Source organism: Methylobacterium sp. C1 (genome assembly GCF_001854385.1).
Lineage (GTDB): Bacteria > Pseudomonadota > Alphaproteobacteria > Rhizobiales > Beijerinckiaceae > Methylobacterium > Methylobacterium radiotolerans.
The window spans coordinates 6,248,039-6,274,455 of record NZ_CP017640.1 but is presented as its reverse complement, the minus strand read 5'-3'; the positions used below and the strand labels follow the sequence as shown (position 1 = coordinate 6,274,455).

Annotated in this window: 23 protein-coding genes; 10 read left to right on the top strand and 13 right to left on the bottom strand. The window is 71.8% G+C overall.

Annotation, left to right across the window (positions count from 1 at the left end; genetic code table 11):
• Positions 1-31: 31 nt before the first annotated feature.
• From lptB to BKE41_RS28970, 9 genes are all read right to left on the bottom strand, one after another.
• Positions 32-826, bottom strand: coding sequence for an LPS export ABC transporter ATP-binding protein (lptB, locus tag BKE41_RS29010; protein WP_234742145.1), 795 nt, complete (start codon positions 824-826; stop codon positions 32-34).
• A 65-nt stretch (positions 827-891) separates the two neighbouring features.
• Positions 892-1,563, bottom strand: a complete 672-nt coding sequence (locus BKE41_RS29005) for an LptA/OstA family protein (RefSeq protein ID WP_071000573.1) — start codon at positions 1,561-1,563, stop codon at positions 892-894.
• A complete protein-coding gene (lptC, locus tag BKE41_RS29000; RefSeq protein WP_071000572.1) occupies positions 1,560-2,279 on the bottom strand; it encodes an LPS export ABC transporter periplasmic protein LptC in 720 nt (239 codons plus the stop codon). The genes BKE41_RS29005 and lptC overlap by 4 nt, the downstream gene beginning before the upstream one ends.
• A gap of 229 nt (positions 2,280-2,508) precedes the next feature.
• Entirely contained in the window at positions 2,509-4,341 is a 1,833-nt protein-coding gene (gene htpG / locus BKE41_RS28995; protein WP_059409830.1) for a molecular chaperone HtpG, read from the bottom strand.
• Positions 4,342-4,464: 123 nt separating this feature from the next.
• On the bottom strand, positions 4,465-6,348 hold the full coding sequence (locus tag BKE41_RS28990) for a KUP/HAK/KT family potassium transporter (RefSeq protein ID WP_245295983.1): 1,884 nt from the start codon (positions 6,346-6,348) through the stop codon (positions 4,465-4,467).
• A gap of 279 nt (positions 6,349-6,627) precedes the next feature.
• Positions 6,628-7,500 (bottom strand): carboxylating nicotinate-nucleotide diphosphorylase, encoded by an 873-nt coding sequence (gene nadC / locus BKE41_RS28985; RefSeq protein ID WP_012322353.1) that lies wholly within the window; start codon positions 7,498-7,500, stop codon positions 6,628-6,630.
• The gene (locus BKE41_RS28980; RefSeq protein WP_071000570.1) at positions 7,497-9,020 is read right to left on the bottom strand and encodes an L-aspartate oxidase; all 1,524 of its coding nucleotides are present in this window, start codon (positions 9,018-9,020) and stop codon (positions 7,497-7,499) included. Before BKE41_RS28980 ends, nadC begins: the two co-directional genes overlap by 4 nt.
• A complete protein-coding gene (gene nadA / locus BKE41_RS28975; RefSeq protein ID WP_071000797.1) occupies positions 9,017-10,033 on the bottom strand; it encodes a quinolinate synthase NadA in 1,017 nt (338 codons plus the stop codon). The genes BKE41_RS28980 and nadA overlap by 4 nt, the downstream gene beginning before the upstream one ends.
• A 138-nt stretch (positions 10,034-10,171) precedes the next feature.
• A complete protein-coding gene (locus BKE41_RS28970; protein WP_071000569.1) occupies positions 10,172-11,002 on the bottom strand; it encodes an aldo/keto reductase in 831 nt (276 codons plus the stop codon).
• A gap of 300 nt (positions 11,003-11,302) precedes the next feature.
• On the opposite strand from BKE41_RS28970, the gene paoA reads away from it, so the two are divergent.
• The 4 genes from paoA (at position 11,303) to BKE41_RS28950 (ending at position 16,873) form a co-directional block, all read left to right on the top strand.
• Positions 11,303-11,959 carry an aldehyde dehydrogenase iron-sulfur subunit PaoA gene (paoA, locus tag BKE41_RS28965; RefSeq protein ID WP_012322349.1) on the top strand — a complete coding sequence of 219 codons (657 nt, stop codon included), beginning with the start codon at positions 11,303-11,305 and terminating at the stop codon, positions 11,957-11,959.
• 10 nt (positions 11,960-11,969) lie between these two features.
• On the top strand, positions 11,970-12,944 hold the full coding sequence (locus BKE41_RS28960) for a xanthine dehydrogenase family protein subunit M (RefSeq protein ID WP_058607429.1): 975 nt from the start codon (positions 11,970-11,972) through the stop codon (positions 12,942-12,944).
• A 21-nt stretch (positions 12,945-12,965) separates the two neighbouring features.
• Positions 12,966-15,188, top strand: a complete 2,223-nt coding sequence (locus BKE41_RS28955; RefSeq protein WP_071000568.1) for a xanthine dehydrogenase family protein molybdopterin-binding subunit — start codon at positions 12,966-12,968, stop codon at positions 15,186-15,188.
• 143 nt (positions 15,189-15,331) lie between these two features.
• The gene (locus BKE41_RS28950) at positions 15,332-16,873 is read left to right on the top strand and encodes an AMP-binding protein (protein ID WP_012322346.1); all 1,542 of its coding nucleotides are present in this window, start codon (positions 15,332-15,334) and stop codon (positions 16,871-16,873) included.
• Between the two features lie 128 nt (positions 16,874-17,001).
• Here the strand turns inward: BKE41_RS28950 and mgtE are convergent, their stop codons facing one another.
• Complete coding sequence (gene mgtE / locus BKE41_RS28945) at positions 17,002-18,372, bottom strand: magnesium transporter (RefSeq protein WP_071000567.1); 1,371 nt, start codon at positions 18,370-18,372, stop codon at positions 17,002-17,004.
• Between the two features lie 435 nt (positions 18,373-18,807).
• On the opposite strand from mgtE, the gene pqqA (BKE41_RS28940) reads away from it, so the two are divergent.
• From pqqA (BKE41_RS28940) to BKE41_RS28930, 3 genes are all read left to right on the top strand, one after another.
• Positions 18,808-18,897, top strand: a complete 90-nt coding sequence (pqqA, locus tag BKE41_RS28940; protein WP_041372433.1) for a pyrroloquinoline quinone precursor peptide PqqA — start codon at positions 18,808-18,810, stop codon at positions 18,895-18,897.
• Positions 18,898-18,975: 78 nt separating this feature from the next.
• Positions 18,976-19,065, top strand: a complete 90-nt coding sequence (gene pqqA / locus BKE41_RS28935; protein WP_020090597.1) for a pyrroloquinoline quinone precursor peptide PqqA — start codon at positions 18,976-18,978, stop codon at positions 19,063-19,065.
• Between the two features lie 160 nt (positions 19,066-19,225).
• On the top strand, positions 19,226-20,179 hold the full coding sequence (locus tag BKE41_RS28930; RefSeq protein ID WP_071000566.1) for a class I SAM-dependent methyltransferase: 954 nt from the start codon (positions 19,226-19,228) through the stop codon (positions 20,177-20,179).
• A 4-nt stretch (positions 20,180-20,183) separates the two neighbouring features.
• Here BKE41_RS28930 and BKE41_RS28925 read toward each other — a convergent pair whose 3' ends face one another.
• Complete coding sequence (locus BKE41_RS28925; RefSeq protein ID WP_012322343.1) at positions 20,184-21,431, bottom strand: nucleoside transporter C-terminal domain-containing protein; 1,248 nt, start codon at positions 21,429-21,431, stop codon at positions 20,184-20,186.
• Between the two features lie 57 nt (positions 21,432-21,488).
• Positions 21,489-22,178 carry a TetR/AcrR family transcriptional regulator gene (locus tag BKE41_RS28920; RefSeq protein ID WP_245295869.1) on the bottom strand — a complete coding sequence of 230 codons (690 nt, stop codon included), beginning with the start codon at positions 22,176-22,178 and terminating at the stop codon, positions 21,489-21,491.
• A 74-nt stretch (positions 22,179-22,252) separates the two neighbouring features.
• Here BKE41_RS28920 and BKE41_RS28915 point away from each other — a divergent pair, with 74 nt between their 5' ends.
• Genes BKE41_RS28915 through BKE41_RS28905 form a run of 3 tightly spaced genes read left to right on the top strand, consistent with a single transcriptional unit; the run spans position 22,253 to position 25,465 of the window.
• Positions 22,253-23,098 (top strand): SDR family oxidoreductase, encoded by an 846-nt coding sequence (locus tag BKE41_RS28915; RefSeq protein ID WP_012322341.1) that lies wholly within the window; start codon positions 22,253-22,255, stop codon positions 23,096-23,098.
• A 1-nt stretch (position 23,099) separates the two neighbouring features.
• Positions 23,100-24,002, top strand: a complete 903-nt coding sequence (locus tag BKE41_RS28910; protein ID WP_012322340.1) for an alpha/beta hydrolase — start codon at positions 23,100-23,102, stop codon at positions 24,000-24,002.
• Positions 23,999-25,465, top strand: a complete 1,467-nt coding sequence (locus tag BKE41_RS28905) for an NAD(P)/FAD-dependent oxidoreductase (RefSeq protein WP_058607425.1) — start codon at positions 23,999-24,001, stop codon at positions 25,463-25,465. The genes BKE41_RS28910 and BKE41_RS28905 overlap by 4 nt, the downstream gene beginning before the upstream one ends.
• A 34-nt stretch (positions 25,466-25,499) precedes the next feature.
• Here BKE41_RS28905 and BKE41_RS28900 read toward each other — a convergent pair whose 3' ends face one another.
• The gene (locus tag BKE41_RS28900; RefSeq protein WP_012322338.1) at positions 25,500-26,153 is read right to left on the bottom strand and encodes a protein-L-isoaspartate O-methyltransferase; all 654 of its coding nucleotides are present in this window, start codon (positions 26,151-26,153) and stop codon (positions 25,500-25,502) included.
• Positions 26,154-26,417 lie beyond the last annotated feature (264 nt).

The window sequence follows — 26,417 nt, the reverse complement described above, 5'->3', positions numbered from 1 at the left end:
CCGCCCTGCCCGTGCGGGTGCGGCGGCCGGCTTAGAGCCGGAAATCCTCGCCGAGATAGAGCCGGCGCGCGTCCGGGTTCGCCACGATCTCCTCGGGCGTGCCCTCCGTGAGGATTCGGCCGGAATGGGCGATGTAGGCGCGGTCGATCAGGCCCAGCGTCTCGCGGACGTTGTGGTCGGTGATCAGCACGCCGATGCCGCGCTGCTTCAGATGCTTCACCAGATCCTGGATGTCGCCGACTGCGATCGGGTCGATGCCCGCGAAGGGCTCGTCCAGCAGCATGAAGGTCGGCGAGGAGGCGAGCGCCCGGGCGATCTCGCAGCGCCGCCGCTCGCCGCCCGAGAGCGCGATCGAGGGCGACTTGCGCAGGCGCGCGATGTCGAATTCCTCGAGCAGGGAATCGAGCTTGCGCGCGCGCGTCTTGCGATCGGGCTCGACCACCTCCAGCACCGCGCGGATGTTGTCCTCCACGGTGAGCCCGCGGAAGATCGAGGCCTCCTGCGGCAGGTAGCCGATCCCGAGCCGCGCCCGCTGGTACATGGGCAGGTGCGTGATCGGCAGGCCGTCCAGGGTGATGTGGCCGCGGTCGGCCGCCACAAGCCCGGTGATCATGTAGAAGATCGTGGTCTTGCCGGCGCCGTTCGGCCCGAGCAGTCCGACGGCTTCGCCGGTGCGCACGGTGAGGCCGGCCTCGTGGACGACCGTGCGGGCGCCGTAGCTCTTGCGCAGGCCGCGCACGCTGAGGATGCCGAGGCCACCCTCATCGGCCGCGGACCAGCCGTCGGACTCGGCGGCCTCGTTCGGCCGCGCGCGCCGGCCGAACAGGCGGCCGAGCCAGCCCGTCCGGCCCGCCGGCTCCTGCGGGCCCGCCTGGAACGCCACGGCGCCGCTCAATCGACCTGCGCCTTCGGCCTGGGCGGCGGCTGGGTGCAGCCCTTCGCCTTGCCGTCCTTGGCGTCGGACTTCTCTCCGGGCACGAACAGGGCCGAGACGCGCCCCCCCGCCACCGGGTCCATGTTCGCGCGCCCGGTGTTCATGTCGTAGACGAGCCGCTGCCCGCGGGTGACGTTCTGGCACTGGCTCAGGACGACGTTGCCGGTCAGCACGATCCGCTTGGCGTCCTGGTCGAACACCGCGTGGTCGCCGGTGGCGACCTGATCCTTCTGCACCACCGTCACCGGCCCGGCGCAGTCGACCTTCTGAATCCCGTTCTCGGCGGGGTTCCGCAACGCCGCGTCGGCGCCCTCGTCCCGCGCTTCAGTCTTGGCGTCGCCCCTGGCGCCCTTGCCGGGGGCGTCCCTGCCGCGCTTGTAGGTCACCGTCATGGTCGAGCAGCGGATGGTGCTGTCGCCCTGCACGGCCACGACGTTGCCGGCGAAGACCGCCTTGTTCTCCCGGTCGAACACGTCGAGCCGGTCGGCGTCGATCTTGATCGGATCCTTGCCGCCGCCGCCGATATTGCCGAAGGGCGAATCTTTCCGCGCCGGCTTCTCGGCCAGCGCCGGGCCGGCGAGGAGCAGCCCGGCCGCCAGGGCGGCCCAGAGGGTGCGGGCGGCTCTCATCGGGCAACGTCCGCGGCTTCGGCATCGGAGGTCAGAATGCGGGCCTGCGGCTTCTCCGCCTGCTCCTCGTTCGCGATGACCACGTGGACGTTGCCGATGAAGGAGATCCGCTTGCCATTCTCGACGACGTCGAGGGTGTCGGCCTTCACGTTGGCCCGCGGGCTCGAGACCGTGACGGGCTCCTGCGAGCTGATGGACCCGGTCTTGAACGCGACGGCGGCGGAGCGCAGGCGCGCCTCCTCGCCCTTGTCGGTCCAGATGCGGATGTCGTCCTTCAGGTCGAGCGCCTCGCGGGCGGTGTCGAACAGGCCCGACGTCGCCGCGAGGCGGGCGATGCCGCCCTGATCGTCGGTGGCGATGTGGCCGCGCATCTGCTGCAGCTCGATCTGGCTCGGCTTGCGCACGTCCTGGAGCGCGGCGTCGGCCGTCACCTCGTAGCCGCGGGTGCCCTGGCGGAAGCCCGAGAGCCGCGGATTCTCCATGCGGACCTTCGAACCGGCCAGCGTCACCGGACCGACCGAGACGCCCGGCAACGGTGCCGCGAAGGGGTTGAACAGGTAGGCCAACAGCAGCGCCACCGCGCCGCCGGCGACCACCGGGATCAGCCGGCGCATGGCGCGCACGCGTCCGCTGTGGCGATACGCCCGGGCGTGGGCCCGGGTCCGCGCCGCCGCGACCGCCTGTCCGTTGCCGGCTTCAGCCTCGACCGGGTTCATGCAGCGTCCGTGAGGCGCGCCCGAGGCGCGCGAGAGGGTTCGGCTCAGACGCCTGCGGCCCCCACCGCGCCCGCGCCATCGGCCGGGCAATGATCCCGACCGGTGGCGAAGTTATGGCTTGACCATTTCCGAATGATCAACCGAACCCACAATCATCCCGAACGGAGGTGTGTGGAGACACACGCCGCGCGCGGCCTCCCGGCGGCGCGCGGCGCGGGTCTCCGTAGTCCTACGCGCCCCGCGCGGCCGCGAGGGCCGCCGCCACCGTGCGGGCGAAGGCCGCCGGGTCGCGGGGGCTGTCGCCGTCCTGGATGCGGGCGAGGTCGAGGAGCGTGCCGGCGGCCTGCGGCACCTCCGATTCGGGCGCCGCGGCCAGCGCCCGGATCAGCGGGTGGCGCGGGTTGATCTCCAGAACCGGCTGCCCGGCGCCGGCCCGCCCGGCCCGGCGCATGAGCCGCTGCATCTGCAAGTCGGGCCCGCCGCTGCCGGCCGAGAGAACCACGGCCGAATCCACGAGCCGGTCGGTGGTGCGCACGTCCGAGACCTCGGCGCCCAGGGCCGTCTTCACGGCGGCGACGAAGGCGTCGATGCCCTCGGGCGCCTCCGGCTGCTCGCCCTCGAGCGCGAACTTCGAGAGGTCGAGCCCCCCCTTGGTGATCGAGCGGAGCGGCTTCCCGTCGAAGGTGCCGAGCTGATCGGGCCAGAAGGCGTCGACGTGGTCGGAGAGGAGCAGCACCTCGAGGCCGCGGGCCCGGAAGCCCTCCAGTTGCGGCGACGACTTCAGCGCCTCGGCATCGTCGGCGACGAGGTAGTAGATCGCCTCCTGGCCGTCCTTCATGCGGGACACGTAGTCGGGCAGCGAGGTCCAGCCCTCGACCGCCGAGGAGCGGAAGCGCAGGAGCGGCGCGATCTCGCCCCGACGCTCGAAATCCTCGTAGATGCCCTCCTTGAGGACGGGGCCGAAGTTCTCCCAGAAGGACTGGTAGCCCTCCGCGTCCTTGGCGCGGGTGGTGAGTTCGGAGACGACGCGCCCGGTAACCGCGCGGCGGATCCGGGCGAGCGCCGGGGTCGACTGCAGCATCTCGCGGGAGACGTTCAGCGGCAGGTCCTCGGTGTCGACCACGCCCTGGACGAAGCGCAGCCACGGCGGCAGCAGTTCGGCCTCGTCGGTGATGAACATCCGTCGGACATGGAGCCGGACCTTGCTCTGCCGCTCGTTCTCGAGGGCCTGGAACGGCTTCGAGCCGGGGATGAAGAGCAGGGCGGAGAACTCGAGCTGACCCTCGGCGCGCCAGTGAAGCGTCGCCCACGGCTTGTCGAAGTTCATGCCGATGGAGTGGTAGAATTCCTCGTACTGCTCCTCGGTGACCTCGGACTTCGCCTTGCGCCAGAGCGCGGTGCCCTGGTTGGCCGACTCGTCCTTGCCGTCGCGCACGACGGCGATCGGCACGGTGATGAAGTCGGCCCATTTCCGCACCAGATGGTCGAGGCGGTAGGGCTCGAGGTACTCGTCGGCATCCGCCTTGAGGTGCAGGACGATGTCGGTGCCGGGTTCGGCCCGCGTGGCCGGCTCCAGCGTGTAGCTGCCCTGCCCTTCCGAGGCCCAGGTCCAAGCCTCGTCGCTGCCGGCGCGGCGCGACGTGACGGTGACTCGGTCGGCGACCATGAAGGCCGAGTAGAAGCCGACGCCGAACTGGCCGATCAGGCTCGGTCGGTCCTCGGCCTTGGCGGATTCCAGCGTCTGCGAGAAGGCCCGCGTGCCGGAGCGCGCGATGGTCCCGAGGTTGGTGGCGAGATCCTCCTTGGTCATGCCGATGCCGGCGTCCGAAACGGTCAGGGTCCGCGCCTCCTTGTCGGGCGCGATTCGGACCTTGGCCTCCGGCGGCAGGGCGCTCGCCGCCGAGGTCAGCGCCTCGAATCGCCGCCGGTCCATGGCGTCGGCGGCGTTGGCGACGAGTTCGCGCAGGAAGATCTCGCGGTCGGAGTAGAGCGCGTGCACGACGAGGTCGAGGAGGCGACCCACCTCCGCCCCGAACTCGTGCCGCTCGATCGTCTCGCTCACGGGTGATGCCTCCGCTGTGGGGGAAATTGCGGTGGCGATATGCTGGCGAACGGGGCCGTTTTCAATGCGAAAGACGGCCGGCCTCGGCCTCCGCAGCGTGGCCCCCGCGCGCGCCGCGGCCGGTCAGATCTCGATCTCGGTGCCCACCTCCACGATCTGCCGGGTCGGCAGGCCGAAATGGGCGCCGGTGCGCTCGGCGTTCCGCTTCATGAAGGCGAACAGGCCCTCCCGCCACGGCGCCATGCCGGGATGGGTCGGCGACGGGATCACCACCTCGTGGCCGACGAAGTAGGTCATGTCCTCGAGATATTCCGGCGGCAGCAGCCCGCTCGCCACCGCGCATTGCAGCCCCTCGGGGATCGAGGCAATCTGCATGAAGCCGTAGCGCAGCACGACGCGCTCCATGCCCGGCGTGTACTCGGAGATCGCCCTGCGGATCCCCTGCGCCACCAGGGTGACCTGCGCCCGCTCGCTCGCCGGGATCACCGGCTCCTCCTCGTAGATGACGGTGATCAGCAGGATCCGCTCATGCAGGCAGCGGCTGCGCTCCAGCAGGCGGCCCAGCGCCATCGGGATGCCCTCGGTGGCGGCGGTCAGGAAGGCCGCGGTTCCGGGCAGCGTCACCGGCGGGTGCGAGCTGAGGCTGGACAGGAAGGCCGCCTCGGACATGCGCATGGTCTGCCGGACCGACTCGAGGACGAGGTTGCCCTTCATCCAGGTCAGCATCAGGAAGGCGACCGCGGCGGCGAGCAGCAGCGGAAACCAGCCGCCCTCGAACAGCTTCACGCTGTTGGCGGAGAAGAACACGAGGTCGATGCCGAGGAAGAAGCCGTTGACCGCGAGGACCAGGACCGGGTTGTAGCCCCAGCGGAGCGCGATCAGCGCGGCGAGCAGCGTGGTGATGCCCATGAGTGCCGAGACCGCGATGCCGTAGGCGCCGGCGAGCGCGTCGGAGGAGCCGAACACCACCACGGCCGTCAGGGTCGCCGCGGCGAGCAGCCAGTTCACCGCCGGCACGTAGATCTGGCCGCGCTCGTCCTCGTCGGTGTGCACCACCCGCATCATCGGCATGAAGCCGAGCTGGATCGACTGCTGGGTGAGCGAGTAGACGCCCGAGATCACCGCCTGCGAGGCGATGACGGTCGCCATCGTGGCGAGCGCCACCAGAGGGTAATGCGCCCAGTCCGGCGCGAGCCGGTAGAACGGATTCTCGATCGCGCTCGGGTCGGCGATGATCAGCGCGCCCTGCCCGCAATAGTGGATCAGCAGCGCCGGCAGGACGAGGCCGAACCACGCGATCCGGATCGCCGGGGCGCCGAAATGGCCGAGATCGGCGTACATCGCCTCGCCGCCGGTCACCGCCAGGAACGCCGCGCCCAGCATCAGGAAGCTGACGTGCCAGCCGGCATGGATCAGGAAGTCCACCGCCCGGAACGGGTTGGCCGCCGACAGGATCTCCGGCGCGCGCAGGATGCTCGGGAGAGCGAGCAGGACCAGGACGACGAACCAGACGAGCATGACGGGTCCGAAGACCCGGCCGATGGCGGCCACGCCCTTGTGCTGGACGAGGAACAGCCCGACCAGGATCACCAGGGTGATCGGCACGACGTACGGGCCGAGTGACGGCGCGTCGACCTTCAGCCCCTCGATCGCCGACAGGACCGAGATCGCCGGCGTGATCGCGCCGTCGCCGTAGAGCAGGGCCGCGCCCACCAGCCCGACCACCAGGAGCAGCGCCTTCCACGTGCCCGGCCGGGCCTGACGGGCGCCGAGCAGCGCCAGCATGGCGACGATGCCGCCCTCGCCGCGGTTGTCGGCCCGCAGGATCAGCACCGCGTATTTCAGCGACACGATCAGGATCAGCGCCCACAGGATCAGCGACACCGCGCCCGTGGCGGCTGCCGGCACCGAGGCGCCGCCCGCGGTCGCCGCCTTCACCGCCTCCTTGAACGCGTAGAGCGGGCTCGTGCCGATGTCGCCGTACACGACGCCCAGCGCGCCCAGCATGAGCGCGGCGCCCGGCCCGTGGCGGGTCGCGCCGGGCTTGCGCGCCACCGGCGCCGCCGGAAGATCGACCGCCTGGGCAGCCGCGGAAGGCAGAGCTTGGCTCACGGTCGGGTCCGGTCGATGGCGTCGCTGTGGGGCGAAATCTTAGCGAGTCGCGCGTTCGGCGATAGACTCGGCAGATCTCGCGAGCGACCGCGACGAACACTCGTCACCCGAACGTGATGACAGTCGAAGGCCCGCGGCGGCCCCGCCGCGCCGGTGGCGAGCGGGGCCCGCCGATCAGGCGGCGTCGAGCCCCAGGTCGATGATCGCTGCCGAATGGGTGATCCAGCCGCAGGAGATCAGGTCGACGCCCGAGGCTGCGACGGCGCCCACCGTCTCGCGGGTGATCCGGCCCGACGCCTCGGCGAGGGCGCGACCGTCGATCATCGCCACCGCGCGGGTGAGCCGGTCCGGCCCCATATTGTCGAGGAGCACCGCGTCGACCCCGACCGAGAGGGCCTCCTCCAGCTGCTCCAGGCTGTCGACCTCGCACTCGATCTTCACCAGGTGGCCGGCCCGGGACCGGGCGCGCTCGATCGCCGGGACGATGCCGCCGGCCACCGCCACGTGGTTGTCCTTGATCAGCACCGCGTCGTCGAGGCCGAAGCGGTGGTTCGAGCCGCCGCCGGCGCGGACCGCGTGCTTCTCCAGGGCGCGCAGGCCCGGCGTGGTCTTGCGGGTGCAGACGATCGAGGCCTTGCCGTGCGGGCGCGCGGCCTCGACGAGGCCGTGGGTCGCGGTGGCCACGCCCGACATCCGGCAGAGCAGGTTCAGCGCCACGCGCTCGGCCGTGAGGATCGCCCGCGCCGGGCCTTCGAGACGCAGCACCACGTCGCCCGGCGCCACGCGGGCGCCGTCGCCGCGCTCGACCGTGACGGTGACGGCCGGGTCCACCAGCGCGAAGGCGATGGCGGCGGCGTCGGTGCCCGAGATGACGCCGTCCTGCCGCGAGGCGATCACGCCGCGCATCCGCTCGCCCGGCGGGACGATGGCGTCGGTGGTGATGTCGCCGGCCCGGCCGAGATCCTCCAGCAGGGCGGCGCGCACCACGGGCTCCACGAGGAGCCGCGGCAGGGGAAGGATCTCTTCGGAGAGAACCGACTGAATCATGGCGTCAGCACCTCCTCGGTGGACGGAGCCGCGCGGGGCGCGGCGATCGCGTCAAACAGCGTCGCTTCGGTGTGCGCGGCCGGAGCGAGGTGGGGGAAGTCGCTGCGCCAGTGGGCGCCGCGGCTCTCCCGGCGGGCGAGCGCGCCGCGGGCGATGAGCAGTGCGACGAGGGCGGCGTCGCAGGTCTCCGCCCCGGGCTCCAGGACGGCGACGGCCTCGGCGAGCCCCCCGGCGTCGCGCACGACGCCGACTCTGCTCTCCATCAGCGCGCGGATCGCCGGCAGATCGCCGGCGGCGCGCGCGGACACGGCCTCCGGCACGATGGCGGCGGGCGGCGGCGCGTCGAGACCGTCGGCGATGAAGCGCGCGTAGGCCAAGCCCTCCAGCAGGGAGTTGCTGGCGAGCCGGTTGGCGCCGTGGAGGCCCGTGGAGGAGACCTCGCCGCAGGCGTAGAGGCCCGGCACCGAGGTGGCGCCGTGGGCGTCCACCTTCACGCCGCCCATGTGGTAGTGCGCGGCCGGACGGACGGGAATCGCCTGCACGGCCGGGTCGATGCCGGCGGCGGCGCAGAGCCCCGCCACCGTCGGGAAGCGCGTCGGCATCGCGGCCCCGAGTGCGCCCCGGGCGTCGAGGTACACCGTGCGGCCCCGCTGCAGCGCCTGGAAGATGCCGCGGGCGACCACGTCGCGGGGGGCGAGGTCGCCGCCCGCGATGCCGGCCATCACGGCCGCGCCGGTCTCGTCGATGAGGCGGGCACCCTCGCCGCGCAGGGCCTCGGTGGCGAGCGGCATCGGGTCGGCGCCGGCCGCGATGGCGGTCGGGTGGAACTGGACGAACTCCATGTCGCGCATCACCGCGCCGGCCCGGGCGGCGAGCGCCAGCCCGCGGCCGACGGCGCCCGGCGGGTTCGTCGTCGCGGCATAGAGCGCGCCGACGCCGCCGGTGGCGAGCACCACGGCGCGGGCCGGGATGCGGAACAGCGCGCCGTCGCGCTCGGCGACAACGCCCGCCACCGCCCCATTCGTGTCCCGCAGGAGATCGCACGCTCGCGCGGTGACGATCTCGACGGAGGGCGCCTCCAGCACGGCCCGCACCAGCCCTTCGAGGACGCGGGCGCCGGTGGCGTCGCCGCCGGAGCGGACGATGCGGCGGCGGCCGTGCGCCGCCTCGAGCCCGAGGGCCAGCGCGGCGTCGTCGGTGCGGTCGAACGGGACGCCGATCCGCACCAGCCAGTCGATCAGCGCGGGCCCCTCCCCGGCGACCCGCAGCGCCACGTCGGGCTCGGTCAGCCCGGCGCCGGCGGCCTCCGTGTCGGCGGCGTGGAGCGCCGCCGCGTCGTCGGCGCCGACCGCGGCGGCGATGCCGCCCTGGGCCCACCCGGTGGCGGTGCCGAGGCCGAGCGCCGACGCGGTGACCAGCGTGACCGGGCGGGGCGCGAGGCGCAGCGCGACGCTGAGGCCCGCGACCCCGCCGCCGACCACGACCACGCGGTCGGCGTTGTTGGGAGAGACGGCGTTCATCGCGTGCGCACCTGGAGCATGCGCTCCACCGCGGCCCGGGCGCGGTCGGCCAGCGCCGGATCGACCGTGACCTCGTGGGTCATCGTCTCGAGCGACCGCCGGATGTTGCGCAGGCTCATCCGCTTCATGTGCGGGCACATGTTGCAGGGCTTGATGAATTCGATGTCCGGGTTCTGCGCCGCGATGTTGTCGGCCATCGAGCACTCGGTGACGAGCACCACCTGCTTCGGCCGCTTCTCGACGACGAAGTCCATCATCATCGCGGTGGAGCCGGAGAAGTCCGACTCGGCCACCACCTCCGGCGGGCATTCCGGGTGCGCGATCACCGTGATGCCGGGATAGCTGTCGCGGACGTCGCGGATGTCGGCCGGGGTGAAGCGCTCGTGCACCTCGCAGTGGCCCGCCCAGGTGAGGATCTCGACCTCCGGGATCTCGGCCTGGACGTTCTGCGCGAGGAACTCGTCGGGGATCATCAGAACGCGGGGGGCGTTCAGCGACTTCACCACCGCGACGGCGTTGCCGGAGGTGCAGCACAGGTCGGACTCGGCCTTAACGGCCGCCGAGGTGTTCACGTAGGTCACGATCGGCACGCCCGGGTACTTGGCGCGCAGACCGCGCACGTCCGCGGCGGTGATCGAATCGGCCAGGGAGCAGCCGGCGCCCATGTCGGGGATCAGCACCGTCTTGCTCGGGTTCAGGAGCTTGGCGGTCTCGGCCATGAAGTGGACGCCCGCCAGCACGATCACGTCGGCGTCGACGTTCACGGCCTCGCGGGCCAGCGCGAGGCTGTCGCCGACGATGTCGGCCACCGTGTGGAAGATCTCCGGCGCCTGATAGTTGTGCGCCAGGATGACGGCGTTGCGCTCGCGCTTCAGGCGCAGGATCGCCTCGATGTCGGGGGCGAGCGCCGGCCACTCGATCGCGGGGACGTGCCGGCTGACGCGGGCGTAGAGATCCGGAAGGGGCAGCCCCGGGATCGTCGTGCGGGAGTCGGGTGCAACGGTCGCCGCCATGGCGTCCTCCATTATGCTCAGTTTGAGCATTGCGCCGTCTAACTTATGGGGGCCGCGCGCGCCTGTCCAGATATGCTAGCTGTGAGCATAAATCTTTTGCGGTGCGATGTTACGCTGCGCCGCCGAAGGCCGAAGCGATCAGCAGAAGGTCGCCGGGTCCGGCCCGATGCGGCCGTCCGGCCTGTCGAGACCGGCGATCCGCGCCATCTCGTCGGCGCCGAGCTCAAAATCGAACAGCGCGATGTTCTCGGCGATGCGTCGCGGGGTAGCGGTCTTCGGGATCGCCACGCAGCCGATCTGGATCTGCCAGCGCAGCACCACCTGAGCGGGCGTCTTCCCGTGCGCCTTCGCGATCGCGAGAATGACCGGGTCGTTCAGCTCCTTGCCCCTGCCCAGCGGGCTCCATGACTCGGTCACGATACCGTGACGGGCGTCCTCAACGCGCGGCTCCTCGCGCTGGAAATAGGGGTGCAGCTCGATCTGATTGACGGCCGGAGCCACGCCGGTCTCGCCGATCAGGGTGGCGAGATGCTCGGGCGTGAAGTTCGACACGCCGATGGACTTCGTGCGGCCCTCCTTCCGGAGTTCGATCAGCGTCTTCCAGGTCTCGACGAACAGGCGCCGCTGCGGACACGGCCAATGAATCAGGTACAGGTCGACATATGGGAGACCGAGCTGCCGCAGGCTCTCGTCGAAGGCGCGGCGTGCCTCGTCCCGGCCCTGGCGGTCGTTCCAGAGCTTCGTGGTGAGGAAAATCTCCGCGCGGGGGATCCCCGCGTCCCGGATGCCGCGCCCGACGCCCCCCTCGTTGCCGTACGCGGCGGCCGTGTCGATCAGCCGATAGCCGGCGCGGAGGGCTTGGCCGACCAGGTCCGGAGCCTGCGCGTCCGAGAGCTGCCAGCAGCCGTAGCCGATCTTCGGGATGCGGCGCCCGTCGTTCAGCGCGAGGGTCGGGGCGGTTGCGGCCATGCGGCGTGTCTCCGGTGACGGCTGTCGCTCAACCCAAACGGCGTCGGCGCAACACGTTCCGAAGCGGCACGCCGAAGCGGCACGTCGCTGCGAGCGGAGCGGAGCAATCCAGCGCGGCGCGATGCCTGCGCAGCGTGTCCTGCCCCGGGTGGGTTTGCTCCGCTCCCGATGACGGGACGCTATCCGCCCGCGCTGAACGGGCGCAGTCTGGACCGGATCTAATCGAGGCGGATGCACGTTGGCGCACCAGATTCCAAGCTGCGCGGCGTCCCACGCGCGGTGCACGGGCGGGATGGCAGCATGACAGACGCGACTCCGACGAAGCCGCTCGCCCTGACGCGGCGGGCCGTGGTGGAGGGCTGCGCCGTGGCCGGCGCTCTGGGCGCCCTCGGCTTCCGCCCCGCGCCCGCAGTGGCGGCGTCGGCGCCGGGCGATCCGGCTCCGCAGACCATGCCGGTGCGGCTCACCGTCAACGGCCAGTCGCACGATCTCGTCCTGGACACCCGCACCACGCTCCTCGATGCCCTGCGCGAGCACTTGGCCCTCACCGGAACGAAGAAGGGCTGCGACCACGGCCAGTGCGGGGCCTGCACGGTCCTGGTCGACGGCCGGCGCATCAATTCCTGCCTGACGCTCGCGGCGATGCACGAGGGCGACTCGGTCACCACGATCGAGGGCTTGGCGGACGGTGACAAGCTCCACCCGATGCAGGCGGCGTTCCTGGAGCACGACGGCTTCCAGTGCGGCTACTGCACGCCGGGCCAGATCTGCTCGTCGGTCGGCATGCTGAGCGAGGCGAAGGCGGGGTGGCCGAGCCACGTCACAGAGGATGTCGCGTCCACGCCGACCCTCAGCGACGCGGAGATCCGCGAGCGGATGAGCGGCAACATCTGCCGCTGCAGCGCCTACCCGAACATCGTCGCGGCGATCCGCGACACCGCCGCCAGCAACCTCTGAGGAGGCGCAGATGAAGGCCTTCGCCTACGAGCGCCCCGCCACCGTGCAGGACGCCGCCAAGCTCGCGGCCGAGCGGCCGAACGCCAAGTTCATCGCCGGCGGCACCAACCTCCTCGACCTGATGAAGCTGCAGGTCGAGACGCCCGCCACCCTGATCGACGTCAACCGGCTGCCCTTGGACAAGGTCGAGGCCACGCAGGACGGCGGCCTGCGCGTCGGCGCGCTGGTGCGCAACGCCGACCTCGCCGCCGACCCGCGGGTCCGGAAGGACTACGCCGTGCTGGCGAAGGCGCTGCTCGCCGGTGCGTCGGGCCAGTTGCGCAACAAGGCGACCACGGCCGGCAACCTGCTCCAGCGGACGCGGTGCTACTATTTCTATGACACGGCGATGCCCTGCAACAAGCGCGAGCCCGGCTCGGGGTGCTCGGCGATCGGCGGGTTTAACCGCATCATGGCGGTGGTCGGGGCGAGCGAGGCCTGCATCGCCACCAACCCGTCCGACATGAACGTCGCCCTGCGCGCCCTCGACGCGACGGTCGAGACCGTGAACCCCGACGGGCAGGCGCGCAGCATCCCGATCGCCGATTTCCACCGGCTGCCGGGCGACACGCCGCAGATCGAGACCGATCTGCGCAAAGGCGAGATCATCACGGCCGTGACGCTGCCGAAGCCGGTGGCCGGCACGCACATCTACCGGAAGGTCCGCGACCGCGCATCCTACGCCTTCGCGACCGTGTCGGTGGCCGCCGTGATCGCGGGCGCCGAGGGCGGCAAGCCGCAGGCCGCGCGCCTCGCCTTCGGCGGCCTGGCCCACAAGCCCTGGCGGGTGGCCGAGGCCGAGACGGCCCTGGTGCAGACCGGCTCGGCGGATGCCGCCGCCGACGCGGTGCTCAAGGGCGCCCGCGGCTACGGCAGCAACGACTTCAAGATCCCGCTGACCCGCCGGACCCTGCGCGCCGTCGTGGCGCAGGCGACGCGCGCGTAGCCCTCGCTCAAGGACCGTCCCATGGAGATGAACCAGCCGATCGGCCGGACGCCCCTCGACGACCGGCCTGACGGCCTCGTCGGCAAGCCGCTCGACCGCGTGGAGGGCAAGCTCAAGGTGACGGGCCACGCGCCCTACGCCTACGAGACCCGGGCCCTGGCGAATCCGGCCTACGGGTTCATCGTGCCGGCCACGATCGCGGCCGGCACGATCCGGTCGATCGACGCGGAGGCCGCCCGCAGGGCGCCGGGCGCGATCCTGGTTATGACCCACGAGAACGTGCCCGAGCAGGGCGAGAAGAAGGAGCAGGTCTGGCCCCAGCTCCAGGGAACCGAGGTCAAGTTCTACGGGCAGCCGGTCGCCTTCGTGGTCGCCGAGACCTTCGAGCAGGCCCGCGCCGCCGCCATGCTGGTCAAGGTCCGCTACGACGCGGCCAAGCCCAAGGGTCTGCTCAAGGACAGCCTGGCGGCGGCCTACGAGCCGAAGCCGGTCAACTCGCCGCCGGATTCGAAGCTCGGCGACTTCGACGCCGCCTTCGCGGCCGCGCCGGTAAAGCTCGACGTCGAGTACGTCACACCGAACCAGATCCACGTGCAGATGGAGCCGCACGCCACCATCGCGTCCTGGGAGGGCGACGGGGTGGTGCTCCACACGGCCAACCAGATGCCGAACCGGGGTCAGAAATCCCTCGGTTCGGTCCTCAAGCTGCCGCCCGAGAAGATCCGGATCGTCAGCCCCTACATCGGCGGCGGCTTCGGCTCGAAGCTGCAGGTCCAGCCGGAGGCGACGCTCGCGATCCTGGCCTCGAAGGTGATCCAGCGCCCCGTGAAGGTCGCGCTCACCCGGCAGCAGGAATTCCACGTCGCGACCCACCGGACCGACACGATCCAGCGGATCCGCCTGGGCGCCGACCGGGACGGCCGCCTCTCGGCGATCAGCCACGAATCGTGGTCCGACACCGCCGAGGGCGACGGGTTCTTCGAGACCTCGGCCAACGTCACCCGGTCGCTCTACGCCGCGCAGAACCGCGTGACGCGCCATCGGCTGGTGAACCTCAACATGCCGATCGCCTCGGCGATGCGGGCGCCCGGCGAGGCCGTCGGCCAGCTCGCCTTCGAGTGCGCCATGGACGAGCTCGCCGAGCAGCTGAAGATCGACCCGATCGAGCTCCGGGTGCGCAACGAGCCGGCCGAGGATCCCGAGAAGAAGGTCCCGTTCTCGACCCGCAAGCTCGTGCCCTGCATGCGCGAGGGCGCGCGTCTGTTCGGCTGGGACAAGAGGCAGGCGGCGGGTTCCCGGCGCGAGGGCAACTGGCTCGTCGGCATGGGCATGTCGGCGGCCGCGCGCCTCAACCCGCTGATGCCGTCCTCCGCGAAGGTCCGGCTCGGACCGGACGGCGTGCTCGTGGTGCGGATGGCGATGACCGATCCCGGCACCGGCACCTACACGATCCTCACTCAGATCGCCGGCGAGATGCTGGGGCTGCCGCCCGAGCGCGTGCGGGTCGAGATGGGCGACACCGACTTCCCGTTCGCGGCCGGCTCGGGCGGATCCTTCGGCGCCGGCTCGGCGGGCTCGGCGCTCTACGTCGCCTGCGACAACCTCCGGCAGGCCCTGCTCAAGGCCGGCGACCTCAACCCGGACGGTGCCACGTTCCGCGACGGCGCCGTGACGTCCGGCAACCGCACCGAGTCGCTCACCGACCTCGCCAAGACCGGGCTGGAGGCCTCCGGCGAGATCAAGCCCGGCGAGATGAAGCAGAAGTTCTCGCAGTACTCGTACGGGGCGCACTTCGCCGAGGTCGGCGTCGACGTCGACACCGGCGAGATCCGGCTGCGGCGGATGCTCGGCGTCTTCACCGGCGGCCGCATCCTCAACGCCAAGACCGCGCGCAGTCAGGCGATCGGCGGCATGACCTTCGGCGTCGGCGCGGCGCTGATGGAGGATGCGGTGGTCGATCCGCGCTACAGCTACTTCGTCAACCACGACATGGCCGAGTACCACGTGCCGGTCCACGCCGACCTCCCGGAGATCGACGCGGTGTTCCTGCCGGAGCTCGACGACAAGGCGAACCCGCTGAAGAGCAAGGGGCTCGGCGAGCTCGGCATCTGCGGCGCCGGCGCCTCGCTCGCCAACGCGATCTACAACGCCACCGGGATCCGGGTCCGGGACTACCCGATGACCCTCGACAAGATGCTCAGGGGCTTCGAGGAGCAGGAGGGCCAGACCCAGCGGCGGACGTGAGGGCCTGGTTCCACTGACGCTGCGCGCCCCCCGGCGTCGCGGTCGCCGGCGGGCCTCGCGCCGTGCGCGGCGGCGGCCCCTGTTGACGCAGGCGCGCCCAGGCGGGACACCCGGCGAAAAGCCCGCCCGCGGGGGAGCGCCCGGTGTCCGACAGCCAGCACGATGATCGCCGTCCGCCGGCCCGCTTCAACGCAGCGCGGTACTGCCTCGCCGAGAACGCGCGCCTGCGCCCCGACAAGACCGCCCTGGTGATGGTCGGCGACGGCACCGCGGACCGCCTCAGCTTCGGCGCGGTCGAGCGCGCGGTGCGCGGCATCGCGGCGGGCCTTCTCGGCCTCGGCCTGAAGCCCGGCGACCGGGTGATGATCCGCATGGGCAACGAGGCCGACTACGTCCTCGTCTATTTCGGCGCCCTGGCGGCCGGCCTCGTGGCGCTGCCCTCCTCGCCGCAGCTCACGGAGGGCGAGGCCGCCTTCCTGATGGAGAATTCCGGCGCCGCCGCCGTGGTCGTCGGGAGCGGCTGCACGGTCGCGCCCGAGGCTCTGGGCGGGCGCCTTCTGCTCGACGCCGCGGCGGTCGCCGCCCTGAAGGCGGGCCCGCCCCTGCCCGACTACGCCGACACCGCCGCCGACGACCCGGCGATGCTGATCTACACCTCCGGCACGACGAGCCGGCCGAAGGGCGTGCTGCACGCCCACCGCGCCGCCTACGGCCGCCGCCCGATGCTCGACCACTGGCTCGGGCTCACCGAGTCCGACGTGATGCTCCACGCCGGCACCATGAACTGGACCTACACGCTGGGCGTCGGCCTGAGCGATCCCTGGTCGGTCGGCGCGACCGCGGTGCTCTACAACGGCCCGCGCGATCCCGGGGTGTGGCCGCGCCTGATCGCCGCCTACGGCGCGACCCTGTTCGCCGCCGTCCCGACGCTCTACCGCCAGATCCTCAAGTACGGCGACCTCGGCGCCCACGACCTGTCGAGCCTGCGCCACGGCTGCACGGCCGGCGAGCCCCTCGCGGTGGAGCTTCTGGAGGCCTGGGGTCAGGCCACCGGCAAGCCCCTCTACGAGGCACTCGGGATGAGCGAGATCTCGACCTACATCTCCAGCGGCCCGACCATCCCGGTGCGCCCCGGCTCGCCCGGTAAGCCGCAGCCGGGCCGGCGCGTGGCGATCCTGCCCGTCGCGGGCGAGCCCGTGCCGCTTCCCGCCGGCGAGAGCGGGCTCCTCGCCGTCCACCGGACCGAGCCGGCGCTGATGCTCGGCTACTGGAACCGGCCGGAAGAAGAGGCCGAGGTCATGCGCGGCGACTGGTTCGTCGGCGGCGACCTCGCCCGTCTCGACGCCGACGGCTACCTGTGGTTCGAGGGCCGCAACAACGACCTGATGAAGGCGATGGGCTACCGGGTCTCGCCCAACGAGGTGGAGGCGGTGCTGTCGACCCACCCGTCCGTGGCGGAGGTGGGCGTCGCCGAGCTGCCGGTGCGTGCGGACGTCTCGGTCATCTGCGGCTTCGTGGTACTCCAGCCGGGCGTCGAGCCCGACGCGGAGGGCCTGCTCGCGTGGTGTGCCGAGCGGCTCGCCGCCTACAAGCGCCCGCGCGAGATCCGCTTCCTGGATGCCCTGCCGCGCACCGCGAACGGCAAGGTTCAGCGGAAGCGGCTGGCCGAGGCGGTGGCGGGCTGAAGCAGGCTCGAACGCCATCCGGACGGGAGGCGGGTCCCCGCTCCCGCACGGGATAAGGGGCCGGTCGCTCGCGGTCATCCACGGCATTGGCCGGGCTGCGCAGCGTCCGACCCAGAGGGTCGGCGCGCCTACAGAAGCGTCCCGCGCAGGATCAGCAGCGCCACCGAGAAGTAGATGACGAGGCCAGTGACATCGACCAGCGTCGCCACGAAGGGCGCCGAGGCGGTGGCCGGATCGAAGCCGATGCGCTGGAGCAGGAACGGCAGCATCGAGCCGGCGAGCGATCCGAAGGTCACGATCCCGACGAGCGCCGCACCGACCGTGGCGGCGACCAGCGGCCAGTGCTCGCCGTAGTCGTAGAGGCCGAGCTTCTGCCACGCCACGATCCGGACCACCGCGATCACGCCGAGGATCGCGCCGAGGAAGATCCCGGTCGGCAACTCGCGCAGCGCCACCCGCCACCAGTCGCGCAGGCGGATCTGGTGCAGGGCCAGCGCCCGGATGAGCAGCGAGGTCGCCTGCGAGCCGGAATTGCCGCCGGAGCTCATGATCAGCGGGATGAACAGGGTCAGGACGATCGCCTTCTCCAGCTCACCCTCGAAACCCTGCATGGCCGAGGCGGTGAGCATCTCCGACAGGAACAGCGCGCACAGCCAGCCGGCCCGCTTCCGGATCATCGTGAAGAAGCCGATATCCATGTAGGGCTCGGGCAGAGCCTCCATGCCGCCGAAGCGCTGCACGTCCTGCGTCTGCTTCTCGATCATCGCGTCGATCATGTCGTCGACGGTGACGATGCCGATCACGTGGCCGACCGCGTCGACCACCGGCAGCGCCAGGAGGTCGTACTTGGAGATCAGCCGCGCCGCCTCCTCGCGGCTAGCCGTCGGCGAGACCGCGAGCGGCCGGCGTCCCGGCGCGACGCTGAGGACGTTGTCGCCCGGATCCCCCGAGATCAGGCGTCGCAGCGGCACCGCCTTGGTGAGCGCGCGGGTGCGCGGGTCGAGCACGAAGATCGCGTAGATCGTCTCGCGGGTCTTCTCGACGTGGCGGATGTGCTCCAGCGTCTGGCCCACCGTCCAGGTGCCCGGCACGGTGACGAACTCGGTGGTCATGAGCGAGCCCACGGTCTCCTCGCCGTAGGCCGACAGCCGGTCGACGGCGCCGCGGGTCTCGGCGTCGAGGCGGGCGCGCAGGTCGGAGCGGCCGGGCTCCTCGATCTCGCGGAACACGTCCGTGACCCGGTCGGCCGACATGCCCGACAGGTAGCCCGCGACCCGGTCCCGCGGCAGCATCTCGATGATGTCGGCGGCGCAGTCGAGCTCCGGCTGGTCCAGCACCTCGATGGCCCGCTCCATCGGCAGGCCGAGCAGGATGGCGGCGGCGACCTCGGGGGCCTCGTCGTTGAGGGCCTCGACGATGTCGGGCGCCCGCTCGTCCGACAGGCGTGCGGCCAACACGGAGGGATCGACGCGCGTGTCGAAGGGGGCGATCTCGTTCATGGCCTCGCCTCGTGCATTACGAGGCGACGCGTCGCCGGTCATCCTAGGTCAGGGCCGTGACCGGCCGCCGCGTCGGTCGCCCCGCGGCCAGGCCTCTCAGCGGCTCAGGCGGGACGACGGCACGGGGCCGGGCACGGCAGGCACGATCGGTCGGGCACGTCGCTTCGCGGGTCGCTGCTGGAATGGGAGCGCGACACCGTCGAGGACACCGTCGCGCGGGTGCGTCGTGCGCCCGCGCGCAGAGCCCGTCAAGCCGAAACCGTGCCCATCCGCAGCCGATGCCGAACGGCGCCCCGGCGGGTGGCCGCGCGGCCACGGGACGGTTGCGCGCGGCTCCCGGCCGAGCTCCCTATGAGAAATATAAGTGTTGTGCTCGCTTGTATTGCGTCCAAGATATTGCCTATATGGATCGCACCAACAGCGAGGAGAAACGCCATGGCTTGGTCTGCCCCGATCGTGTCCGAGATCTGCGTCGGCATGGAAGTCACCAGCTACGAGTCGGCCGAGATCGACACCTTCCACTAAGTCGCGCCCGGCCTGGAGCGCGCGTCGCTCCGGCCCCGCGGCCTCTCTATCCACGCACCAATTTACCTGGAGGAAATCATGGCTTGGTCTGCCCCCGTCGTCTCCGAGATCTGCGTCGGCATGGAAGTCACCAGCTACGAGTCGGCTGAGATCGACACCTTCCACTAAGACGTCGCTCCGACGGTCTCGGGCGCCGCTTCATCCGGAGCGGCGCCCTTTTCTTTGGGCGCTCGTGGGAAGTCGCGCCTCGGCTTGACGGGCCACACCAAACCTGTGCCGCTGCGGCGTCCCCGGACCGTCCGGGCCTGCGGAGCGAGCGAGGATCAGTTTGGCGGACAGCGCCCGAGCGGCCGATCAGTCGATCCCCCCCTGCCCGATCACCGGCGCCCCCGCCCTGCGCTGCGTCGAACGCCTGGACGCCGCCTTCCTGACGCTTCTCTGGCACTATTCCGGCGGCGTCGATGTCGGGCCGCTGCTGCGTCCCGCCGGGACGTTCCGCCTCTGGGAATCCCCGACCGGGCTGATCTTCTTCGACCCGCCGGTCGCCGGCGACGCGGCTTTCTACCGGGCGTTCTACGGCCGGATCGCCGCGCACGATAAGCTCGCCGGGCCGGAGACGGAGCGCCTGGAATTCCGCCAAGCGGCCGCGCACGTGTCCGCGGGCGCCCGTGTGCTCGATGTCGGCTGCGGCCACGGCGGGTTCCGCGCCTACGTGCCGGACGCCACCTATACTGGCCTCGACCCGAACTTCTCCGCCGAGGACCCGACCGGCGCGATCCTCGACGAGACCGTGGAGGCGCACGCGGCGCGCGTCGGCCCGGTCTACGACGTCGCCTGCGCGTTCCAGGTGATCGAGCACGTGGCGGACCCGCTGAGTTTCGCCAAGGCGCTCGCGGCCTGCGTCAAGCCGGGCGGCGTGGTCCTGATCGGCACGCCGCTCTGGCCCTCGCCCAACACCACCATCCCGAACTTCGTCATCAACGCGCCGCCCCACCACCTGACGTGGTGGACGCCCACCGCCCTGGAGGCGCTGGCCGGCACGCTCGGCTGCACGCCCGAGGCCGTCCACGCCATCGGCATGGACCAGCACGATTCGCTGATCCACTGGATGGCCAAGGTCAGCCCCGTCCGCTGCCGCGACCGCTTCTTCCGGCGGACGTGGTCCTGGGCGGCGGCGCTCACCTTCGCGTACGGCGTCGGCGCGATCCTCGACCGCGTCCTGCCGGTGCCGAAGCGGACCCGCCCGAACGCGCTGCTGCTCGCGGCGCGCAAGGGCGCCTGATCCGTCACGCCACGAACAGCCCGGCGATCGCCGCGCTCGTGAGGTTCGACAGCGTCCCCGCCAGGATCGCCCGCAGCCCGTACCGGGCGACCTCGGAGCGCCGCTCCGGGACGAGGCTCGAGAAGCTCGCGAGCTGGATCGCGATCGACGCGAAATTGGCGAAGCCGCACAGGGCGAAGCAGACGATCGCCTGCGCCCGCGGCTCGAGGGTGCCGGCCTTCAGGACCGGCGACAGGTTGGCGTAGGCCAGGAACTCGTTGAAGGCGAGCTTCTGGCCGATCGCGCCGCCGACCAGGGTCGCCTGGTCCCAGGGCACGCCGAGGAGCCACGCCAGCGGGGCGAGCGCCCGGCCGAGCACGCCCTCGAACGAGGCGGACGGGTAGCCCATCCAAGCCCCGAGGGTGCCGAACAGGCCGTCCGCCAGGGCGATCAGCCCGACGAAGGCGATCAGCATGGCCCCCACCGAGACCGCCACCGCGAGCCCCTTCTGGGTGCCGTCCGCCGCCGCCTCGATGATGTTGGCCGCCCGTGTCTCGCCGAACTCCACCCGGGTGGTCGCGATCCGGGTCGGCTCCGTGGAGGGCATCAGGATCTTGGCGTAGACGAGCCCTCCCGGGATCGCCATCACGGAGGCCGCGAGCAGGTAGGTCATGGGTACGCCGAGCGCCGCGTAGCCCGCCAGGATCGATCCCGCGGTGGACGCGGCACCGCTCGACATGACGGCGAACAGCTCGGCCCCGGTCAGCAGGGCGAGGAACGGGCGCAGGGCGACGGCGATCTCGCTCTGGCCGATGGCGATCGTGATCACCGCGGAGAACGACTCGATCGGCGACGTGCCCAGGATCCGCCGGAGCACCGCGCCTAGCAAGCGGGCGAGCGCCTGCATCACGCCGAGATGGTAGAGCACGCCGATCAGCGCGGAGACGTAGAGGATCTGCGGCAGGACCCGCAGCGCCAGGATGAAGCCCGAGCCGCCGAACAGCTCGAACATCTTGGGCTCGACGAGCCCGCCGAACAGGAAGGCCGTGCCCCGGTCGCCGTAGGACAGCACGGTGACGACTCCGGCGGCGGCGGCCCGCAGCGCGGCTTGGCCGGCGGGCAGGAACAGGACCAGGGCGCCGAGGCCGACCTGCAGAGCCAGGCCGGTGAGGACCACGCGGGGACTGATCGCCCGCCGGTTCGTCGAGAACAGGAACGCGACGGCGAGCAGCACGAGGAGGCTGAGGCCGGCATGGGTCAGGCGGTCGAGCATCGCGTCCTTCGGGTCCGAGCTTGGCCGGGGCGCATGGAAGGATCGGGCCAGGGGCCGTCAGATGGGACCTTCCGGCACGAGATAGGGCGCGAAGAGGTCGCGCACCTGCGCGAAGCCCCAGTCCCGGTCCGCCTCCGTGAGGGCGGTGCCGCCCTGGAGGCGGTGGCTCATCCAGTGGCTGGACACGATCCAGGCATTGTCGATGAGCCGGCCGAGCGCGTCCGGGGCGACGCGCAGCCGCCCTGCCCGCACGGCCGCCTCGAACACGCCGCGGGCCAGCGCCTGGGTCTCGGCCCGGAGGGTATGGACCCGGGCGCGCAGGGCCGGCGCGATCTCCACCATGGCGATGCCGTCGCGGTAGACGCAGCGGTAGCGCCACATCAGGTCGAACCACGCCCGTTGATAGGCGAGCAGCGCCTCCGGCGCCGCGGGGTCGGCGGGCATCCGACCCGCGACCGCCACGGCCTCGGTCTCGAAGGCCGCGAACAGGGCTTCGATCAGGCCGCGCTTGCGCGGGAAATGGTACTGCAGATTGCCCTCGCGGATCCCCGCCGCGGCCGCGATCTCCGCCGTCGTGACGTGGCCGAGGCCGCGGGCATTGAACAGCGCGAGGCTGACCGCGAGGATCCGGGTGCGCGTATCGGGGGACGCGGCGGCGAGATCGGCCTCCGGATCGACATCCGCCCCGCGCTCACCCCTCCGAACCTCGCCCCGCGACATGATCCCGTCCCCGTCTAGGGTGCTCACCCTAGACAATCCGGCCGGCCGGGCCTATCCCCCGAGAACAGTCGATCCGGATCGACGGCACGGGGAGGCGCGGTTTGGCACAGCGGTTCCAACTCGCGGGCGCGGTGGCCCTGATCACCGGCGCGGCGAGCGGCATCGGCTCGGCACTGGCCGAGGGCCTGGCCGCGAAGGGCTGCACGCTTCTCCTGGTGGACCGGGACGAGACCGGCCTCGCGGCCGTCGCTGCCCAGATCCGCGGGGTCACGGTCGCGACGCGCGTCCTCGACCTCACGGATGCCGAGGGGATCCGCGCGCTGCCCCACTGGGTCGCGGAGCAGTCCGGGCACCTCGACCTGCTGATCAACAATGCCGGCGTCGCCCTCGGAGGCCGGTTCGACGAGACGCATCTCGACGACTTCGAGTGGCTGCTCGACATCAACCTGCGCGCCGTCGTGCGGATGTGTCACGCCTTCCTGCCGATGCTGCGCGCCCGTCCGGCGGCGCAGATCGTCAACCTGTCGAGCCTGTTCGGCCTGATCGCGCCGCCGGGGCAGGTCGCTTACTGCACCAGCAAGTTCGGAGTGCGCGGCTTCTCGGAGGCCCTCCGGCACGAGTTCGACGGCACCGGCCTCGGCGTGACGGTGGTCCATCCGGGCGGCGTCGCCACCGCCATCTCCCGCAACGCCCGCGGCCGGCGGCCGCCCACCGATCCGGAGGCGGCGAAGCGCGCGGCCGTGGAGGACGAGAAGGCCCGGGCGGCGTTCGGCAAGCTCCTGACCCTGGCGCCGGCCGACGCGGCCGCCGCCATCATCCGCGGCATCGAGGCCCGGGCGCCCCGGATCGTCGTCGGCAAGGACGCCAAGAACGCCGCGCTGATCCAGCGCCTGATGCCGGTGGGCTACTGGAAGACGATCGTGCGCCTGTCCGGAGGGACGCTCTGAGATGGCGAGCCTGCGCGCGTATCTCGGCGCCTACATGGTCCGCAGCCGGGTTCGGGGCCCCCTGTCCCGGGCGCGGGACGCGGCCGCGTTCCGCCGGATCTTCGAGGCGCCGACCTTCCCCGACCCCAAGGGCGTCACCTACGAGCCAGGCATCGTCGGCGGCGTGAAGGGCGAGTGGGTTCGGCCGAAGGCCGGGCCCGGCCGGCGGATGCTCTACATCCACGGCGGCGGCTTCATCGCGTGCTCGCCGCGCACGCACCGTCCCATCACCGGCGCGCTGGCGAACCGGGGCTTCACGATCTTCGCGCCCGACTACCGCCTCGCCCCCGAGCACCCGTTCCCCGCGGCGGTCGACGACGTGACCGCCGCCTGGGCGGCGTTCAGCGCCGAGGGCGCCGCCTGCGTGGCGGGCGAGTCGGCCGGCGGCAACCTCGCCCTCGTGCTGATGGGCCAAGCCCGCGCCCGCGGCCTGCCGATGCCCTGGGCGGCGGCCCTGTTCTCGCCGGCCACGGACTTCGTCTCCGAGGACGGGTCGCGGGTGACCAATGCGTGGCGCGACGCCATGTTTGACCCGCAGGCGCTCGCGGCGATCCGGCCGATGTATCTGGGCGCCGCCGATCCGGCCGATCCGCGGGTCTCGCCGCTCTTCGGCGACCCGACCGGCTTCCCGCCGCTGCTGTTCCATGTCGGCGCCCGCGAGGTCCTGCGCGACGACTCCGTGCGCATGGCGGAGCGGGCCCGCGCGGCCGGCGTCGAGACCGAGCTCAAGCTCTTCCCGGTCGTGTCCCACGCCTGGCAGTTCGCCGCCGGCGTGCTGCCCGAGGCGCGAACCTCCCTCGACGAGGCCGCGGCCTTCCTGACGGCGCACGCGCCCCACGCCCCCTTCGGGAGCCCTCAGCGATGACCGAGCCCGCGTCCGAGACCCTGGCCGTCCTGATCGTCGGCGCCGGCTTCTCGGGGCTCGCGATGGCGATCCGCTGCCGGCAGGCGGGAATCGGGCCGCTGCGGGTGATCGAGAAGGCCGACGGGATCGGCGGCACGTGGCACGACAACACCTATCCGGGTGCGGCCTGCGATATCCCCTCGCACCTCTACTCGCTGTCCTTCGCCCCGAAGGCCGACTGGAGCCGGATGTACGCGCCGCAGCCGGAGATCCTGGCCTACCTCCGGGACACCGCCGAGCGGAACGGGTTGATGCCCCTGATCCAGCTCGGGACGACCTTCACCGGAGCCACCTGGGACGCGGAGCGCGCCCTGTGGCACGTGGAGACCGACCGGGAGCGGATCACGGCGCGCGCGATCGTCGCGGGCATGGGCGGGCTCCACCATCCGGCCTTCCCGGACATCCCGGGCCGCGACGCGTTCGCCGGCCCCGCCTTCCACACGGCGGCCTGGGATCACTCCGCGGCGCTGGCCGGCAAGCGCGTCGGGGTGATCGGCACCGGTGCGAGCGCGATCCAGGTGGTGCCGGAACTCGCCGCCGTCGCGTCCCAGCTGACGCTGTTCCAGCGCACCCCGCCCTGGATCATGCCCAAGAACGATCACGCCATCGCGGAGCGTGCCCGGGACCGCTACCGGCGCCTGCCGCTCAGCCGGCGGCTCGAGCGGGCGCGGCTGTTCTGGCTGCACGAGGTGCGGGCGCTGCTCGGCTTCACCAAGGTCTCGAAGCTCACCGGCCAGGCCGAATCCCTCGCGCGGCACCATCTCGCCAAGGCTGTCCCCGACAAGGCCCTGCGGGCGAAGCTGACGCCGAACTACCGGCTCGGCTGCAAGCGGGTGCTGATCTCCGACGACTACTACCCCGCGCTCCAGCGCCCGAACGTCACCCTGGAGACGGACGGCATCGCCCGGATCACCGAGACTGGCGTGACCACCGAGACCGGGCGGCATCACGAGCTCGACGTGATCGTCTACGCCACGGGTTTCGACGTGGCCGCGACCTTCGCGCGGATGCACCTCGTCGGCCGCGACGGCCGGAGCCTGACCGAGGCCTGGGCCGGCGGCGTGGGCGCCTACCAGGGCATCACGGTCGCGGGGTTCCCGAACTTCTTCATGCTGCTCGGGCCCAATACCGGGCTGGGCCACAACTCGGTCGTCTCGATGATCGAGATCCAGGTGCAGCACGTCCTCGACTGTCTGACAGCGCTCGGGCGCGGGACGAAGACCGTCGAGGTCCGGCCGGAGGCTCAGGCCCGGTTCGTCGACCGGCTCCAGAGCCGCATGGCCGACAGCATCTGGCAGGCCGGGGGCTGCCGCAGCTGGTACCTCGACGCGACCGGGCGCAACACGACCCTCTGGCCCGACTCGGTCATGGCCTATCGCCGGAGCGCCCGCCGCGCCCGGCTGGGGGATTACAGGCTCGGCTGATCGGGGCGCACGCGTGCGCCGCCTCGGCGCGGTGTCAGAACGCGAAGCCGGCTTCCGCCGCGAAGGCCTCCAGATTGGGCAGCGACGCGTCGAACAGCGGGCGGGCCCCGAACGCGTCGCCGGCGCGCACGAAGAGGGTGACCTTGGCGTTGCGATGCGGGCCGAACACGCAGATCAGGCGGCCGTCGTCCTTGAGCTGGTTCAGCAGCGCCTGCGGCCGGACCTCGACGCGGCCGTTGATCAGGATGACGTCGAACGGGCCCTGCTCGGGGGCGCCGTCGGCGATCGGGCCCTCGATCACCTGGGCCGAGGCGCCGAGCCGGGTGCGCGCCGCCGCGGCGAGATCGGGCACCGATTCCAGCGCCGTGACCTGCGCGCCGAGCTGCGCCATGATGGCGGCGGCGTAGCCGTAGCCGGTGGCGACGTCGAGGGCGGCGACGCCCGGGCGGACCCGCAGGGCCTGGATCATCCGGGCCACGACCATCGGGGCCGGCATGCAGCGTGTCTCGCCGTCGGCCTCGCCGAGGTTCAGGGTCTGGTCGATATACGCGAAGGGCTCGCGGCCCTTCGGCACGAAGGCCTCGCGCGGCACGGTGTCGAACGCGTCGAGCACTGTGTTGTCGTTCACGTCGAAGGTCCGCAACTGGCAGTCGACCATCATCCGCCGCGCCTGCGCGTAATCGATCATCGATACGTGTCCTCGAACCGGATCGGAACGCCGCGTCGGCCGGGCTCCGGCGGACGGCCGGCATCCCAGGCCAAGCCTAAGCTTCCCGGACGGGGGGCGTTTTCGGAGATCATCGCCCAAAACGCAAGGTGAGCCGACGCGACAGCCGGCGATGGCCCTGGAGGGCGCGGCGGCGCACCTGATCTCGGCCCGCGTTACGGCGGCCGCGGAGTGTCGCCTCCGCGGCGCCCGGCCCGGTCGCGCTCTCCGGCCGACCGTTGAATA